The organism is Streptomyces sp. V4I23, from assembly GCF_030817975.1.
Classification (GTDB): Bacteria; Actinomycetota; Actinomycetes; order Streptomycetales; family Streptomycetaceae; genus Streptomyces.
Genome location: NZ_JAUSZW010000004.1, coordinates 1,983,018 through 1,997,378, shown reverse-complemented (window position 1 = coordinate 1,997,378; position 14,361 = coordinate 1,983,018). Strand labels below are relative to the sequence as shown.

The 14,361-nt window shown below is 71.0% G+C and carries 12 protein-coding genes and 3 pseudogenes; 7 read left to right on the top strand and 8 right to left on the bottom strand.

Going from position 1 to position 14,361, the window contains the following annotated elements; all coding sequences use genetic code 11:
• Positions 1–12: 12 nt before the first annotated feature.
• From QFZ82_RS11175 to QFZ82_RS11160, 4 genes are read left to right on the top strand one after another with little or no spacing between them, the layout of a single operon-like run.
• Positions 13–984, top strand: coding sequence for an ABC transporter permease (locus QFZ82_RS11175; protein ID WP_307713027.1), 972 nt, complete (start codon positions 13–15; stop codon positions 982–984).
• Between the two features lies 1 nt (position 985).
• Positions 986–2,917 (top strand): dipeptide/oligopeptide/nickel ABC transporter permease/ATP-binding protein, encoded by a 1,932-nt coding sequence (locus tag QFZ82_RS11170; protein WP_307713026.1) that lies wholly within the window; start codon positions 986–988, stop codon positions 2,915–2,917.
• On the top strand, positions 2,914–3,717 hold the full coding sequence (locus QFZ82_RS11165) for an ATP-binding cassette domain-containing protein (protein WP_307713025.1): 804 nt from the start codon (positions 2,914–2,916) through the stop codon (positions 3,715–3,717). The genes QFZ82_RS11170 and QFZ82_RS11165 overlap by 4 nt, the downstream gene beginning before the upstream one ends.
• Positions 3,718–3,752: 35 nt before the next feature.
• Positions 3,753–5,000, top strand: a complete 1,248-nt coding sequence (locus QFZ82_RS11160; protein WP_307713024.1) for an amidohydrolase — start codon at positions 3,753–3,755, stop codon at positions 4,998–5,000.
• Between the two features lie 284 nt (positions 5,001–5,284).
• Here QFZ82_RS11160 and QFZ82_RS11155 read toward each other — a convergent pair.
• Positions 5,285–5,541, bottom strand: a pseudogene (locus QFZ82_RS11155) (erythromycin esterase family protein); the annotation flags it as partial.
• Positions 5,542–5,589: 48 nt separating this feature from the next.
• Positions 5,590–5,754 (bottom strand): annotated as a pseudogene (locus QFZ82_RS11150) (ABC transporter ATP-binding protein); the annotation flags it as partial.
• Positions 5,755–5,901: 147 nt separating this feature from the next.
• Here QFZ82_RS11150 and QFZ82_RS11145 point away from each other — a divergent pair.
• Together QFZ82_RS11145 and QFZ82_RS11140 are read left to right on the top strand one after the other, a co-directional pair.
• Positions 5,902–7,179: a sensor domain-containing protein gene (locus QFZ82_RS11145; protein WP_307713023.1), complete on the top strand. Its 1,278-nt coding sequence runs from the start codon at positions 5,902–5,904 to the stop codon at positions 7,177–7,179.
• Positions 7,167–7,835, top strand: a complete 669-nt coding sequence (locus tag QFZ82_RS11140; RefSeq protein WP_307713022.1) for a response regulator transcription factor — start codon at positions 7,167–7,169, stop codon at positions 7,833–7,835. The genes QFZ82_RS11145 and QFZ82_RS11140 overlap by 13 nt, the downstream gene beginning before the upstream one ends.
• 41 nt (positions 7,836–7,876) lie before the next feature.
• On the opposite strand, the gene QFZ82_RS11135 is transcribed toward QFZ82_RS11140, so the two are convergent.
• The 3 genes and pseudogenes from QFZ82_RS11135 to QFZ82_RS39735 all read right to left on the bottom strand — a co-directional run bounded on the left by QFZ82_RS11135 (position 7,877) and on the right by QFZ82_RS39735 (position 10,736).
• On the bottom strand, positions 7,877–9,046 hold the full coding sequence (locus tag QFZ82_RS11135) for a glycosyltransferase family 4 protein (RefSeq protein ID WP_307713021.1): 1,170 nt from the start codon (positions 9,044–9,046) through the stop codon (positions 7,877–7,879).
• Positions 9,031–9,486 (bottom strand): FkbM family methyltransferase, encoded by a 456-nt coding sequence (locus tag QFZ82_RS39740; RefSeq protein WP_373429269.1) that lies wholly within the window; start codon positions 9,484–9,486, stop codon positions 9,031–9,033. The genes QFZ82_RS11135 and QFZ82_RS39740 overlap by 16 nt, the downstream gene beginning before the upstream one ends.
• A gap of 42 nt (positions 9,487–9,528) precedes the next feature.
• Positions 9,529–10,736, bottom strand: a pseudogene (locus QFZ82_RS39735) (glycosyltransferase 87 family protein).
• A gap of 318 nt (positions 10,737–11,054) precedes the next feature.
• Between QFZ82_RS39735 and QFZ82_RS11120 the strand changes: the two are divergent.
• Positions 11,055–11,888 carry an SDR family NAD(P)-dependent oxidoreductase gene (locus tag QFZ82_RS11120; protein ID WP_307713020.1) on the top strand — a complete coding sequence of 278 codons (834 nt, stop codon included), beginning with the start codon at positions 11,055–11,057 and terminating at the stop codon, positions 11,886–11,888.
• A 53-nt stretch (positions 11,889–11,941) separates the two neighbouring features.
• Here the strand turns inward: QFZ82_RS11120 and QFZ82_RS11115 are convergent, their stop codons facing one another.
• From QFZ82_RS11115 to QFZ82_RS11105, 3 genes are all read right to left on the bottom strand, one after another.
• A complete protein-coding gene (locus QFZ82_RS11115; protein WP_307713019.1) occupies positions 11,942–13,105 on the bottom strand; it encodes an MAB_1171c family putative transporter in 1,164 nt (387 codons plus the stop codon).
• Positions 13,092–13,613 (bottom strand): regulator component, encoded by a 522-nt coding sequence (locus QFZ82_RS11110; protein ID WP_307713018.1) that lies wholly within the window; start codon positions 13,611–13,613, stop codon positions 13,092–13,094. The genes QFZ82_RS11115 and QFZ82_RS11110 overlap by 14 nt, the downstream gene beginning before the upstream one ends.
• A 121-nt stretch (positions 13,614–13,734) precedes the next feature.
• Positions 13,735–14,187, bottom strand: coding sequence for a hypothetical protein (locus QFZ82_RS11105; RefSeq protein ID WP_307713017.1), 453 nt, complete (start codon positions 14,185–14,187; stop codon positions 13,735–13,737).
• Positions 14,188–14,361: the final 174 nt, after the last annotated feature.

Here is a 14,361-nt window from a genome sequence, read left to right as displayed (position 1 = left end):
CAGGAAGCTTCCGTGTCCCGGGCCGGCGCGCGGGGATCGTTTCCGGGCCCGCGCAGCCGCTATCTGCTGCGCCGCCTCGCCGGGGTGGCCGCTGTCGCCGCGACGCTCGTCGTGCTGACGTTCCTGATGGTCCGGCTCATCCCCGGCGACCCGGCCCGCGCGCTGGCGGGCGCGGACGCGTCGTCCGCCGACATCGCACGCACACGCGGCGAACTCGGGCTCGACAAGACCCTCCCGACGCAGTTCGCGGACTACGTGGGCGGCCTCTTCCGAGGTGACCTGGGCCTGTCCTTCCAAACAAGGGAGCCGGTCGGCGACATCATCGCCACGCGTCTGCCGTTCACGGCCGAACTCGCCTTCCTCGCCGTCCTGGTGGTACTGGCGCTCTCCGTGCCGCTGGGCCTCGCGGTCGCGGCCCGCGGCCGTCGGCGCACGGACAACACGTTCACCTTCGCCACTGGTCTCGTCGGAGCGGTGCCCGAGTACGTCCTCGGCACCCTCCTCGTCCTGCTGTTCGCCATCACGCTGGGCGTCCTGCCCGCCGCCGGAGCCGAGGCGCTCCCCTCGCTGATTCTGCCCGTCGCCGCGATCGCCCTGCCCGGCACCTGTGTGATGGCGCGCATCGTGCGCCGCGAGGCGGCGCACGTCCTCGCCCAGGACTACATGCGCACCGCGCGCGGCCGACGTCTGCCGCCGCTGCGCCTGTACACCAGGCATGCCCTGCCCAACCTGCTCACCGCGACCCTGACCCTCGGTGGTCTGATCCTCGCCTCACTCCTCGGCGGCACCGTGATCGTCGAATCGGTCTTCGCCTGGCCGGGCATGGGCACGCGCGTCGTCGACGCGATCCTCGCCCGCGACTACCCCGTCATCCAGGGCTGCGTTCTCGTACTCGGCCTGCTGGCCGCTGTGCTGAACCTGCTCGTCGACCTGGTGCTCGGCCTGCTCGACCCGCGCGCCCTGACCGGAAAGGGGGGCCACTGACATGCGGATATGTCGAACCCCCGGCTTGCCGGCCGGCCTCACCGGGCTCGCCCTGATCCTGCTGCTCGGCATCGTCGCCCCGCTCCTGTGGGACGATGCGGCGACCGAGCTGACCGGCGCGGCCCGCCAGGGAATCTCCGCCGAGCACTGGCTCGGAACGGACGCGCTGGGACGGGACCTGTTGGCCCGTGTCCTGGTCGCCACCCGTCTGACCCTGCTGATGACTCTCGCCGCGACCTCCGTCGCGGCCGTCGCGGGCGTCCTGGCCGGAACCGCGATCTGGGTGGCCGCGCCGCGCGTACGGGAACTGGGGCTGCGCCTGATCGACGTGATGATCTCCTACCCGGCGCTCATCCTCGCCCTCGTCGTCGCCGCAGTACTCGGGGCCGGCCCGCTGGCATCCGTGGTCGCGATCGGCCTGGGCGGCGCGCCCCCCTTCGCCCGTCTGACCGCCAACATGGCAGCCTCCGTCGCCCAGCGGGACTTCGTGACGACGGCCCGTCTGATGGGCGTGCCTCCGTCGAGACTTCTCACCCGCCATCTGCTGCCCAACATCTCCGGCCCGCTGCTCGTTTTGCTCTCGGTCGCGTTCGCGAGCATTCTCACGGCGCTCTCCGGTCTGTCGTTCCTGGGCCTCGGTGTGCAGTCACCGCAGTACGACTGGGGCGCGCTGCTCAACACGGGCCTGGAGGCGCTCTACACGAACCCGGCCGAGGCGGTCGGCCCCGCCGTCGCCATCACGCTGACCGGCGTCCTCGCCGGCTTCGTGGGCGACGGACTGGCGGCAGGCGCCGACCCTCGCGCGACCGTATCGGGCAAGCCCGCGGCACGCGAACGGCCTCGGCCCGAGCCCTCCGGCCGGGCCCCTGGCGGCGCGCTGCTCACGGTCGATGCCCTCACCATCGAACTCCCGGACGGGACAAGCCTGGTGGAGGACGTGACCTTCCACGTGATGCCCGGCGAGATCGTCGGCCTGGTCGGCGAGTCCGGGTCCGGGAAGTCCCTCACGGCGATGGCGGCGGCACGCCTCCTGCCGGACGGCCTGGCCCCGCGCGCGGCCCGGCTCACACTCGGCGACCTGGACCTGGACCTGGACCTGGCCGCCGACGACGCCGACCCCCGGCGCCTCGCCACCGAGATCGGCATCGTCCACCAGGATCCCTCGGCATCCTTCAACCCGGCCCTGCGGATGGGCGGCCAGCTGACGGAGACGCTTCGGGTCCACCAGGGCGTGGGCCGGACCAAGGCCCGTGCGATGGCCGTCGCGGCGTTGGAAAAGGTACGCATCACTGACCCGGCGGCGGTCGTGCGCCAGTACCCGCACGAGCTGTCGGGCGGAATGCGGCAGCGTGCGATGATCGCGTCCGCCGTGCTGCCGGGCCCGAAGCTGCTCGTCGCCGACGAGCCGACCACGGCCCTGGACGTGACCGTGCAGGCCGAAGTCCTCGATCTCCTGCGGGACATCAACCGCGAACAGTCCACGGGCATCCTGTTCATCTCGCACGACATCGACGTGGTCGGCGCCCTCTGCCACCGCGTCGTCGTGATGTACGCGGGCCGCGTGGTCGAGGAGCTGCCGGTCGCCGCCCTGCGCGCCGGCCGGGCCCGGCACCCGTACACCCGGGCTCTCCTGGCGGCCGGCCCGCGCCTGAAGCCCAACGAATCCATGGACCTGGACCTGGACCTGGAGTGGGAGGCACGGGCACCGCTGGCCACGATCCCGGGGCGGCCGCCCACGCCGGCCGACCGCCCCGCCGGGTGCGCGTTCGCGGTGCGCTGCGACATCGCCGAGGAACGGTGCACCATGCGTGTTCCCCGCCTGCGGGACGGAGTGGCGTGCCACGTCGTGTCCGAGGACACCGACGAGGGCCGCCGACCCGCGAGTGTCCCCCCAGAGGGAGGCTCCGTGACCGTACGAGGTGAAGCCGTATGACACAGGAAACGTACAAGCTCGCGGTCGAGAACCTGACCGTCGCCTTCGGGCACGGCCGCCGCTCCAAGACCGTTCTGCGCGGCGTCTCCACCGGCGTGCGGGCCGGACAGACACTGGGCCTGGTCGGCGAGTCGGGCTCCGGGAAGTCGACGATCGCCAAGGCGATCGTCGGCATCCACCCGGCCCGATCCGGACGGATCAGGCTCGACGGACAGGATGTCGCCGGACTCCGAGGAAGGGACCTGGCCGCCGTACGGCGCCGGGTGCAGCTCATATCCCAGGACCCGTACGCCTCACTCAACCCGCGCATGACCATTGGTCAGGCTCTCGCCGAGGCCGTCGACCCGGTGCGGGCCGACGCCAAGAAGCACGAGGCCACGGTGACACGCTGCCTGGAGATGGTGTCACTCGACGGGACCGCCGCCGGTCGCTACCCGCACGAGTTCTCCGGCGGACAGCGGCAGCGCGTCGCCATCGCGCGCGCCCTGGCCGTCGAACCAGACGTGGTGATAGCCGACGAGATCACCTCCGCACTCGACGCCTCCGTGCAGGCCGAGGTCCTCAACCTCCTGGAGGAGCTGCGCAGATCCCTCTCCCTGACCATGCTGTTCATCTCCCACGACCTCGCGGTCGTACGGCACGTCAGCGACGAGGTGGCCGTGCTCTGTCACGGCGAGATCGTCGAACAGGGGCCTGCGAGGGACGTGTACCGCGCGCCGGACCATCCGTACACCCGTCTGCTCCTCGCCAGCGTGCCGTCGGCCGCGCCGGCCCTCGGTGAGACTCCCCGCGTCGCCTGACCCCGGCCCCGGCACACCTCAGGAAGGACCACCCCATGACCATGCCCTCTCGAGCGACCGCTCAACTGACGAGGGACCTCACCACCGGCCTCAAGACCGCCGATCTGGAGGAGTTCTACCGCGACCTGCACCGCCATCCGGAGCTGTCCCGGCATGAATACCGCACCGCTGGGAAGCTGGCAGCGCGGCTGCGGGCCGCCGGTTACGAGGTGACCGAAGGCGTCGGCGGCACCGGCGTCGTGGGCGTCCTGCGCAACGGCGACGGGCCGGTCGTCATGCTGCGCGGGGACATGGACGCGTTGCCCGTGCGGGAGCGGACCGGGCTTTCCTACGCCTCCGAGACCGACGGGGTGATGCACGCCTGCGGGCACGACATGCACGTCACCTGGCTGCTCGGTGCCGCCGAGACGCTGTCTGCCGGACGGGACGCATGGTCGGGCACGATCGTGATCGTGGGCCAGCCCGCCGAGGAAGGCGGCGGCGGTGCCGAGGCCATGGTGGCGGACGGGCTGCACACCCGCTTTCCGCGGCCCGACGTGGTGCTCGGGCAACACGTGGCGCCGGGGCCGGTCGGCCTCTACCCGCACACGCCCGGCCTCGTCATGTCGGCGGCCGCGGACGTGGACGTCGTCGTGCACGGTGTCGGCGGCCACGGCTCCCGCCCGGAGTCGACGGTCGACCCGATCGTCACCGCCTCGCACATCGTCACGCGGCTCCAGACCGTCGTCGCCAGGGAGATCGCCGCCCGGCACTCGGCCGTGCTGACAGTCGGCCGGTTCCAGGCGGGCGAGAAGCACAACATCATTCCGCCGGAGGCGCGCCTCGCCCTCAACCTGCGCTCCCAGGACCCCGAGGTGCAGGAGCGCATGATCGCCGCGATCCGTCGGATCGTGCAGGGCGAGTGTGCCGCGGCGGGCTGCCCGGTGCCCCCGGAGATCACGGTGGGCGGCGTTTTCACGTCTACGGTCAACGACGCGACGCTCGACCACGAGGTGGCGGCCACCCACCGGGAACTCTTCGGCCAGGACACGGTTGTGGACCCGGGCCCCTCGATGGGCAGCGAGGATTTCGCCCGCCTGGCCCCGCCGGGCGTCCCGTACGACTACTGGTTCGTGACCGCGACGGACGTGGCCACCTGGGAAGCGGCACAGGGTGAAACCCTCCAGGAGAAGTTCGCCCACGTCCCCGGGAACCACAGCCGTCTCTTCGCCCCCGACCTGTCCGTGGTGGCCCCTGGAGTCCAGGCGCTCGTCTCCTCCGCACTCACGGGCCTGGCCCACTGAACAAAGCGCGAGGACCACGTCGGACCGGGCCGGCTGAGCCGACTTGCGGTGGGACCGCCGCCCGGCGGCGAGGGATCGCCCACGCCGAAGGGAACAAGGGTGTGGCGCGGGGAGGGGCAGACCTGTGCACGGCGGGCACCCGGAACTCGCGGTGGACTACCGCTCGATCCGGCACGCCTCACCGCGCTGGAGATGCATCAGCCGGTCGCGGTAGCCCAATGGACTGCCTCAGCTGCTCCGGGTCGTCGAAGTCGCATGCGTAGCCGCGTGCGGTCTGCGCCACGGCGCACCGGGTCCCCCGGGTGCCGGACGTTGTACACGCGCATCCACTCGACGAGGTTCAGGTACTCCTCGTGTTCCACCACGCGTACGTGTCCTGGAACTCCTCACGCATGAGGCGCCGCGGGTCGCCCTCGCCGGTCCGCACATACGTGTCCAGCCGCAGACCGCTGCTCCAACTCGTCTGCAGCGCGAAGGTGCGGAAGCCCTCGTGCTCCACCAGGTAGCGCAGGACGCGGTGCTTCAGGCTGAAGAACTCGACCTTGCCGCTGTCGGGCTTGTCCAGGCCGGCCGCGCAGTTCAGCAGCGTCGTCCTGCCGGAGCCGGAGGGTCCCGTCACAGCGGTCAGCGCCCGCTGCGGAAAGCTCGGACTGACCTCGCGCAGCACCGGGACACGGCCTGCGGCGCCCGGGTAACTCTTGGAGACGGCGGCCAGTTGGACAGCCGGGAGCTGGATGTCGGTAAGCAGTGACATGCTCCCAGTCCAGCAGAGCGGGCCACCCGGGTCAGTAGGCCTGCAAAGAGTCCTGGAGGGTGGGTTTTCCCTACCATCCGCCGAGGCCACCGGCCGGTTAGAGTAACCGGTGGACCCGCACGCGCACGGCCCGGAGGGACACACACCATGACCGTCGCCGTGTGGGAGGCCATGCGACGACGCCCGCTGCGTTTCGCTCTCTCCACCTGGCCGCTGCGGTCCTGGGCGTTCCTGCTGAGCGGCACGGTCGTGGGCTTCTTCGCGCTGCTCCTCCTGACAGCCCTCCTCTTCGTGGGAATCGGCCTGTCCGTGGTGGGTGTCGGGCTGCTCGTCCTCATGGGGGTCGCCGTCCTGGGCATCCCCGTCGCCGCCCTGGAGCGGCGCCGGTTACGGCTCGTCGAACCGGAACCGCTCCTCGACCCGCACGGTTCCCTGCCCGGTACGGGCGCCTGGCCCTGGCTGCGCACCCGGCTGCGTGAGCGGGCCACCTGGCGGGAACTGGGGTACACCCTCGCCCTGGGCGTAGTCTTCACCGCCACGGGGATCGGTTTCGCCGCCCTGCTCGGCCTGTCGGTCCTGCTGACGGCGACACCCGTCATCGTGTGGGCGATCGCACCCGACACGGTGATGCTCGTGCCCGGCCGGCCCATCTCCGACCCCGCCGCGGCCCTGCCGGGAAGCGCCGCGGGCCTGCTCGGGCTGCTCGTCTCGGCATACGTGGGCGGACTGCTCACCGGCGCGCAGGTGTGGGTCGCCCAGTCCCTGCTGTCGGTGCGAGACGAGGACTTGAGCACCCGGGTCATCGAACTGACCCGCTCTCGAGCCCGGTTGATCGACGCGTTCGAAGCGGAGCGACGGCGTATCGAACGTGATCTGCACGACGGTGCGCAGCAGCAACTCGTGGCGCTCAGCATGACCTTGGGACTCGCCGAGCTGGAGTTGCGCGGCCACGACTCGCAGGCTGCTCCGCTCATCGCCCGCGCCCGCGGCGAGGCCCGCCAGGCCCTGGACCAGTTGCGTTCCCTGGTACGCGGCATCCACCCCCAAGTTCTCACCGACCACGGACTGCCGGCTGCCGTATCCGAACTGGCCCTGCGTAACCCGATACCGGTGACCGTCGACATCGACCTGCCGGACCGACTGCCGCCGGCAGTCGAGACGACGGCGTACTTCACCGTCACCGAGGCGCTGACGAACGCCTCCAAGCACAGCGGCGCCGACCAGGCCACCGTCGTCGGCCGCCTACGCGACGACAAACTGGTCCTGCTCGTCACCGACAACGGGCACGGCGGCGCGGATCCGGCCGCCGGAGCCGGTCTGCAAGGATTGGCGGACCGAGTGGCCATTCTGAAAGGGAGACTCGTCGTGACCAGTCCCATCGGCGGACCCACGCAACTGCGGGTGGAGGTGCCGTGCTCCGCGTAGTGCTCGCCGAGGACGCGGTCCTGCTGCGCGCCGGCCTGGTGGAGCTGCTGTCCCGAGTCGGACACGAGGTGACCGCCGCTGCCGGGGACGCCGTAGAACTGGCACGCGCCGTGGACGCCGACCGGCCGGACGTCGTCATCACGGATGTGCGGATGCCGCCGGGCTTCCGCGACGAGGGACTGAAGGCGGCGCTGGAACTGCGGGGCCGGCACCGGGGTCTGCCGGTGCTGGTGCTGTCGCAGTACGTCGCCACGGCGTATGCGACCCAGTTGTTCAGCGGCAGTTCGTCCGCCGAGGGAGGACTCGGGTATCTGCTGAAGGACCGGGTCGGGGAGGTCACCGACTTCCTCGACGCGCTGGACCGCGTCGCCGGCGGGCAGACCGTGATCGACCCGGAAGTGGTCCGCGTGCTGTTGCAGCAGCGGGCTGCCGACGAGCCGCTGCAGCGCCTCACGCCCCGCGAGCGGGAGGTACTGGCTCTCATGGCGGAGGGGTTCAACAACCAGGCCATTGCGCAGCGGCTCACCATCACGGAGGCGTCGGTGGTCAAGCACTCGAGCAACATCTTCATGAAGCTGGATCTCGACCCGGCCGAGGGCAACCGGCGAGTCCTGGCGGTCCTCGCCCACCTCCGCCGGGAGGCCCCGCAGGTCTGACCGGGCCGCGCCCGCCCGCCTGCAGGAGGGCCGCAGGCCCGTCAGCCCTCCCCGTCGCCCCGCCCGGACACGACCGCCCTGAGGTCGGCGCCCGGGGCGAGCAGCCGCGTCAGCCGCTGTGCCGACGTGTCCCAGGACCACTGCGAAGCCACCCAGGCCCGGCCGGCCTCGCCCATCGCCGCGGCTTTCCCGGGGGCGCGCAGGACCGCCGACACGGCGTGGGCCACGGCCCGTACGTCCGTGCCGTCCACGATGGTGCCCGTCACCCCGTCGACGACCGCGTCGGTCGCGCCTCCCGAGGCTCCGGCGACCACGGGCAGACCGCTGGCGGCCGCTTCCAGATACACGATGCCCAGGCCCTCCGCCTCGAGCCCGGCCTTCCGGGTCCGGCACGGCATGGCGAACACGTCCGCCGCCGCGTAGTACGAGGCCGTCGACGCGTGGTCCAGCCCGCCGACGAACACCACGTGTCCGTCGGCGTGCCGCCGCGCGAGCTTCCGCAGCCGCTCCTCGTCCGGGCCGCAGCCCACGATCACCAGCACCGCCTCCGGTACGGCCTGCCGTATGGCGGGCAGCGCCCGTATCAGCATGTCTTGGCCCTTGCGCCGGACCAGCCGCGAGACGCACAGGACGACCTTGCGGCCCACGATGCCGTGCCGCTCCCGGACCTGCCGGGCCCGGCCGGGCTCGGGCAGGAACGCCGCCGCGTCCACGCCCGGAACCAGCCTTACCAGTTCGGCCCGCGGCCCCAGCGCCGGCGCGATACGGCGCCGGGTGTACTCGCCGAGGTACGTGACGGCGTCCACATGGTCGCCGATGCGTCGCATCACCTGCCTGGCGCCCGGTGTGCGCGCCCACCAGATCTCGTGACCGTGCGTCGTGGCGACCATCCGCCGTATGCCGCCGCGCCGCAGCGCCGGCGCCATCGCCGCGAGCGGAGCGGCGGCCCCGAACCAGACTCGATCGCAGCCGTGCCGCCGGGCGATCTCCAGAGTGCGGCGGGTCACCCTGGGGGTGGGCAGCAGCATGCGGCTGGGGTCCCGGATCACCGGGAACGGCAGAGTGGCGTCGTACGCGGCGGCACCCGGCTCACTGGACGTGTAGACGACCACGTCATTCCCGGGGATGCGCGTCGCCATGGCGTCGACGAACGTCTCGATGCCTCCTTGGCGGGGCGGGAAGTCGTTGGTGACGATCAGGGTGGTGCCCATGGTTGGTCGCTGCCTTCGGGACGGAGGTGGTCAGGCGGTGAATCGGTGGTTGTGACAGTCATCGGTGACGCGGGCGACGGGGACCCACTGGCTGCGCCGCGGCGGTGGGCCCGGTAGCCGATGTCCCGCAGGTGCCGCAGGACATCGGCCGGATCCACGCCGTACTTCGCCAGGTGACGCCGCTCGATCTCCGGCAGCGGCGTGGGCCGGTGGCGGCGCAGAGTGGCCGAGCCGCCCTTCGGAACCGCGAGTTCGGTGCACTCGACGTCGGCCTTGACGAACGCCGGCCGCTCCAGGCCGATCTCGTGGGCAGGTGATCGAGGATGCGGACGGGGACCACCACGGGGCGAGAGCGCCCACGTCCACGCGCACCGACCCCGCCGGTACGAACGCCCGCAGACCCGCTGCCTCGTCCTCCACGAACGGGAACCGGTGTGCACCCCACCGCAGGGCGGCCGTCACCACCGCGGTACGACGGGCCCTCACCGGGCACCCCACCCGACCGGAACCGGGACCGGGCGCGCAGGCCGGGAGGCCCGTACGACGAGGTCGCGTGCAGGCTTCTTCCGGCGGGTGCCGCCCACCAGCCGGGCCAGCACGGCCAGGGTGACCGGCAGGGCGAGGTACCCGAAACGCCCGGCCGGCGCGAGGAGGAACGCCACGCACAGGCCGACGGCAAGCCGGTCGGCGGCCGACACGAGTCGTGCGGCGGCCGTACCAGGAGGGACACGGCGACGGCCAGCCCACCGGCCAACAGCAGCGCGACCGCCGCATACCAACCGGTCGGCCCGAGGTCGGCGAGCAACCGGCCCGGCAGCGGACTGGCCGCCGGAGTCTCCCACGGCCCGCGCCCGGTCGGGAACGCGAACACCTGCTGCACCAGGGGCCCGGGCGACAACAGCGCGCTCGGCAGAACGAGCAGGACCAGGCCCCCCACCGCCACGGCCGCCCCGCGCACGGCCCCCCGGATCCCGCCCTGGTGGGCGAGCAGCGTCACGGCGACCGCGACGGCGGGCCATGCCGTCCACTTGAGGGAGCAGGCGGCGGCGAGCGCCAGCCCGGCGGCCACCGGCCGCTGCCGCGCCGCATACGCCAGAGCCAGGAACAGCAGTCCGGTCAGCGGCAGGTCCACGCCGCTGACGCAGAGCGGGAGCGCCACGACCGGCGAGGCGACGAATGCGCCGACGGCGTATCGGCTCATCGTGTTGCCGACGGCCGCCGACGGACCGCCGGCCTGGCGCCGGGTCGCACGCCGAGCCGCCCACAGACAGCCGAAGAACGCCGCCGCACACCAGAGCCGGGCGTCACCCAGCAGCCTGAGCAGTGGGCCACTGTCGCCCAGCGCCGCACGCGGCAACCCGAACACTGCCATGCCCGGCAGGTACGGGGTGACCTCGACCACCGTCCGGGGATCCGCCAGGTACGGTGTGGCCTGACGCAGCGTCAGCAGCCCGGAGCGCTCGACCACACCGACCTCACTCTGTGCCGCGCCGGTCAGCACCAATAGTGCGAGGGGCACGACGACGGCACCACCGACGGCGAACCAGACCGAGACGGCGCGGCCGCACGGGCGCCACGACAGCGCGGCGACTGCCGCGCAGAGGTAACCCAGGCAGGCACTCATGCCCCACAGACGGTGCGGCTCGGGAGCCGTGATCAACGGAAAGACAGCGGCCCACACAGCGGCCACAAGCCAGCCGCCGCACCACAATTTCCGCTTGTCTGGTCGAAGTTGAGCCCGATGAGTCAGCACTCGTCCATTGCATCGGGAGCGTCACGCCACGTCATGACAGCCAAGTCGAGACCCGGAGGTCGGGTTTTCCCCACCACCGCGCGCCCCGCAGCCTCAGCGCGCCCCTGCCGTGCCTCGGCCCGCCGTCGGGCAGGACTGCGAGACGGCGAGTTCCTCGCAGGGCCGGACCGGCTTCTTGTCTCAAAGTCGTCAGCAATGGATCAGTGGGTCCTAGGCTCGGATGCGTCTTGTGATCCCAAAGGAGCCGGAACAGCAGTGGTGGACAAGCGAGTTGTCATCGTGACCGGTGGAGGTACGGGCATTGGGGAGGCCACCGCCCGGCTGCTGCGCGAAGGAGGTCACCACGTAGTCGTCTCCGGTCGGCGGAGCGAGCCGTTGCGACGTCTCGAACGGGAGACCGGGGCACTCGGGTACCCGTCCGATGTAGGGGACCCCGAGGCCGCCGACAGTCTCGTCCGAGTAGCCCTGGCCGCGTATGGACGACTCGACGGACTGGTGCTCAACGCGGGCATCGGGCGCGGAGGGACCGTGGGCGACGTGTCGTTGGAGGACTGGGACGAGGTGATGCGCACCAACGTCACCGGCCCGCTGCTGCTCCTGCGCGCGGCGATCCCGCACCTGCTGGAGACGAGCGGGGCGGTGGTCGCCGTCGCTTCGGTGTCCGCGTTGCGCAACGGCGCGAGCAACGCCCCATACGCCACGTCCAAGGCAGCCCTGCTCCAGCTGTGCCGTTCCGTCGCCGTCGATTACGGGCGTCAGGGGGTGCGGGCCAACATCGTGTGTCCGAGCTGGGTGAGGAGCGAGATGGCCGACCGCCGCATGGCGCGCTTCGCCGCGGAGGCGGACCTGCGGGGAGACGGCGTGGAGACGGCCTACGAAGAGGTGACCAGACTCCTTCCCCTGGGCCGGCCGGGTGAGCCGCGTGAGATCGCGGAGGCCGTCGGCTGGCTGCTGTCCCCGGCAGCGTCGTATGTGAATGGCGCCGTGCTCACCGTCGACGGCGGGGCGACGGCCCTGGATCCCGGGACGCTCGCGTTCGACTTCCATGTCGTGCCACGCGGCGACGAAGCGTCCGACACCCCCCGCTGAGCACCGCTGGACCTGCAACTCTCCTGACGTCTGCGTCCGTTGACCGTGGCGGGTCAGGGCCGCCGGGCCGGAGCGGGCCTCTCGTGGCACGGCAGGGCGTCCGTCATGGACGGCCACATCCGGGCGATTCCCAGCAAGGTCGCCGGGTTTCCGTGCACCACGCCGGGCAGGGGGCGGGCGACGGACGGTGCCGTGCCGACGAGTTTGGCGCGCCGGGCCTGTCCCAGCGCACCGGCGAGTGCGGCCGCGGCGAGACGACCGTCTCGCACCCCTGCCCGCCGGGCGTGCCGGTGTGCTTCCTCGTAGGCGCCGGGCTGGACGTATTGCTGCAGATCCAGGAGCGCGTCGTACGTCTCGATGGTCTGCCTGTGCGCCTGAAGCGTCAGCGGGGAACGCGGTCGCAGCACCTCCTGGAGCCTGGTCCGCTGTGGTCCGGCGAGCGCCACTTGGGGCACCGCCACGACAAGATCGCGCCACAGTGGCCACAGATGCCAGGTGACCCGCAGCGCGGTCCACGTCCGAGCCAGGGCGGTCGCGGTGGGGACCAGCAGTGATGCCGCGCGGATGAAGCCGTGGACGCCGATGATCAGTGACAGGTAGGGGAGCATGGCGGGGGAGCCGCCGTGGAGGTGCCAGAGATAGCCGCCCCAGAAGGCGACCGCGAAGACGCTTCCCACCGCGAACAGCCGCAGCGACCAGACGAGATCGCGATCTGCTGTCCGCAGGCTGTACGACCAGCAGACCACGACGGCGACGATGTCACCGACCAGATGGGCTACGACGAGGATCAACCAGTAGGCGAATGCCGGATCGGCCGGCCCCTGAACGGACGCGGGCCCCTCGCCAGGGGGAGCCACCTGGAGCAGGTCCAGGACGAGCAACGCGCCCATGGCTGTCGTGAGCCCCACCACGACGGAGAGATGCAGGCGACGAGCGCGGGTGGAGTCGACCATGAAGAGAAGGACCAAGCCGGCGCTGAGGACGCCGATCAGGTTGCGGGTCAGGGCAACCGTGTGGACTTCCATGCCGGCGTTCGTGAGCCATCCGACGATTCTGGGCTGAAAGAGAGTGATGGCGATGGTCGCGGCCAGGACCGTGAGCCACAGTCCCCGTTGGTGGGGCTGACGCAATGCGGGCCGGGCCCGCAGGACGAGGGCGAACCACATGGTGAGGACGCTGCCGAGTCCCACCTGGGTCGCCAGCTCACTTGTCGACATCGACCGTCACTCCCAAGAAGGCGCCGAGTCGTCCAAGAGGGCCGGCCGCTCGGCCGGTCTTCCCGGCGCTCTGTATCAGGCTGGCGATCATCTCGGCTTCCTGTTCCTCGGTGGTCGTGTAACTGGTCCGGGCCATCAGGCGCTTGACGAGATGGGGCTTCAGACCGCTGAGGAGCTGACCCGTCAGCTCGTCGCCCTGGACCGTGATGCCCCGGTGGTGGTCGCACAGCACATGGCCGATCTCGTGCAGGATGATGTGCTCGCGGTGGAGGGGCGCGGTCCGGGCTTCGTAGAAGACGTAATCGGCGTCATCGGTACCCAGCCAGAGACCGCAGGCCCCGGCCACCGCTGCCTGCTCGGGCAGCTCCTTGAGAACGAGTGGGCGGCCCCTGAGCTCCTCCACCCGCTCACGGATCGCGTCGAGGGACAGTGACCGGTGCACCCCGAGATCACGCAGGATCGCCGTGCATTTCCGCTGCAACTCGGCGTACTCGCCCGTTCTCCTCACCTGCTGTCACCCCCGTTCCCGGAAGACGGAAACGGCAAATAGGCGCCTGAGCGCTTGCATGAGCGGGTGTCGTCCCTCCTGCTCTCACCGGTCGTTGCTGCGCCGGCTTTCCGCATGGTTCCTATCGGCCGGAACGGTTGTGACGTCGCCCCGTGTCGGACTCGCCGGACATCGCGTTCACGAGTGCGAGCAGGGCGTCGAGTCCCGCTTCCGACAGTCCGTCGGCGCGGAAGGCCAGCGTACGTACCTTGCTGTTTCCCAGGGAAACTGCGAACTCCATCTGGCGCCTCACTCTCTCGGAGACCTCCTCGTCGGTGAAGTAGTCCGGTGTGACGCCGAAATGCTCTGCCAGTACGCGGAGATGGTCGCGTGTCACGTTCCGCTTCCGCCCTGTGGCCAGTTCCCAGAGGTAGGTGGCCGAGAACGTACGCCCTGTGCTCTCGCGGATTTCCTCGGCGATCTTGCTGTAGGGAGGCCGACTGCCCCGGTAGTACGCGTTGACAATGTCTTCAAGCCGCCGAGCCAGTGATGACGGACCTGTCGTGCCGTTGTCGCCGCTGCTGCTACTGGCCAAGTCTCCAACTCCCGTGCGCAATGCTGCTCCTGTGTCCAGCGGGCAGGATATGGCACTCAACTTAAGCAGCCACCCGCCCGCCTTGAACACTCTCGTCCGGTCGTTCGTTCGCCTTTGGCTCAAAACTTGTCCAGCGCTGTGCATGATGGTGCGTGTGACACATGATCAGGACAA

What these genes read in the sequence shown, in the direction of transcription:
- QFZ82_RS11115 (WP_307713019.1), bottom strand. Translation starts at nt 13,105, where the DNA reads ATGTCGACAAGTGAGCTGGCGACCCAGGTGGGACTCGGCAGCGTCCTC.
- QFZ82_RS11135 (WP_307713021.1), bottom strand. Translation starts at nt 9,046, where the DNA reads ATGGGCACCACCCTGATCGTCACCAACGACTTCCCGCCCCGCCAAGGA.
- QFZ82_RS11160 (WP_307713024.1), top strand. Translation starts at nt 3,753, where the DNA reads ATGACCATGCCCTCTCGAGCGACCGCTCAACTGACGAGGGACCTCACC.
- QFZ82_RS11165 (WP_307713025.1), top strand. Translation starts at nt 2,914, where the DNA reads ATGACACAGGAAACGTACAAGCTCGCGGTCGAGAACCTGACCGTCGCC.
- QFZ82_RS11145 (WP_307713023.1), top strand. Translation starts at nt 5,902, where the DNA reads ATGACCGTCGCCGTGTGGGAGGCCATGCGACGACGCCCGCTGCGTTTC.
- QFZ82_RS11170 (WP_307713026.1), top strand. Translation starts at nt 986, where the DNA reads ATGCGGATATGTCGAACCCCCGGCTTGCCGGCCGGCCTCACCGGGCTC.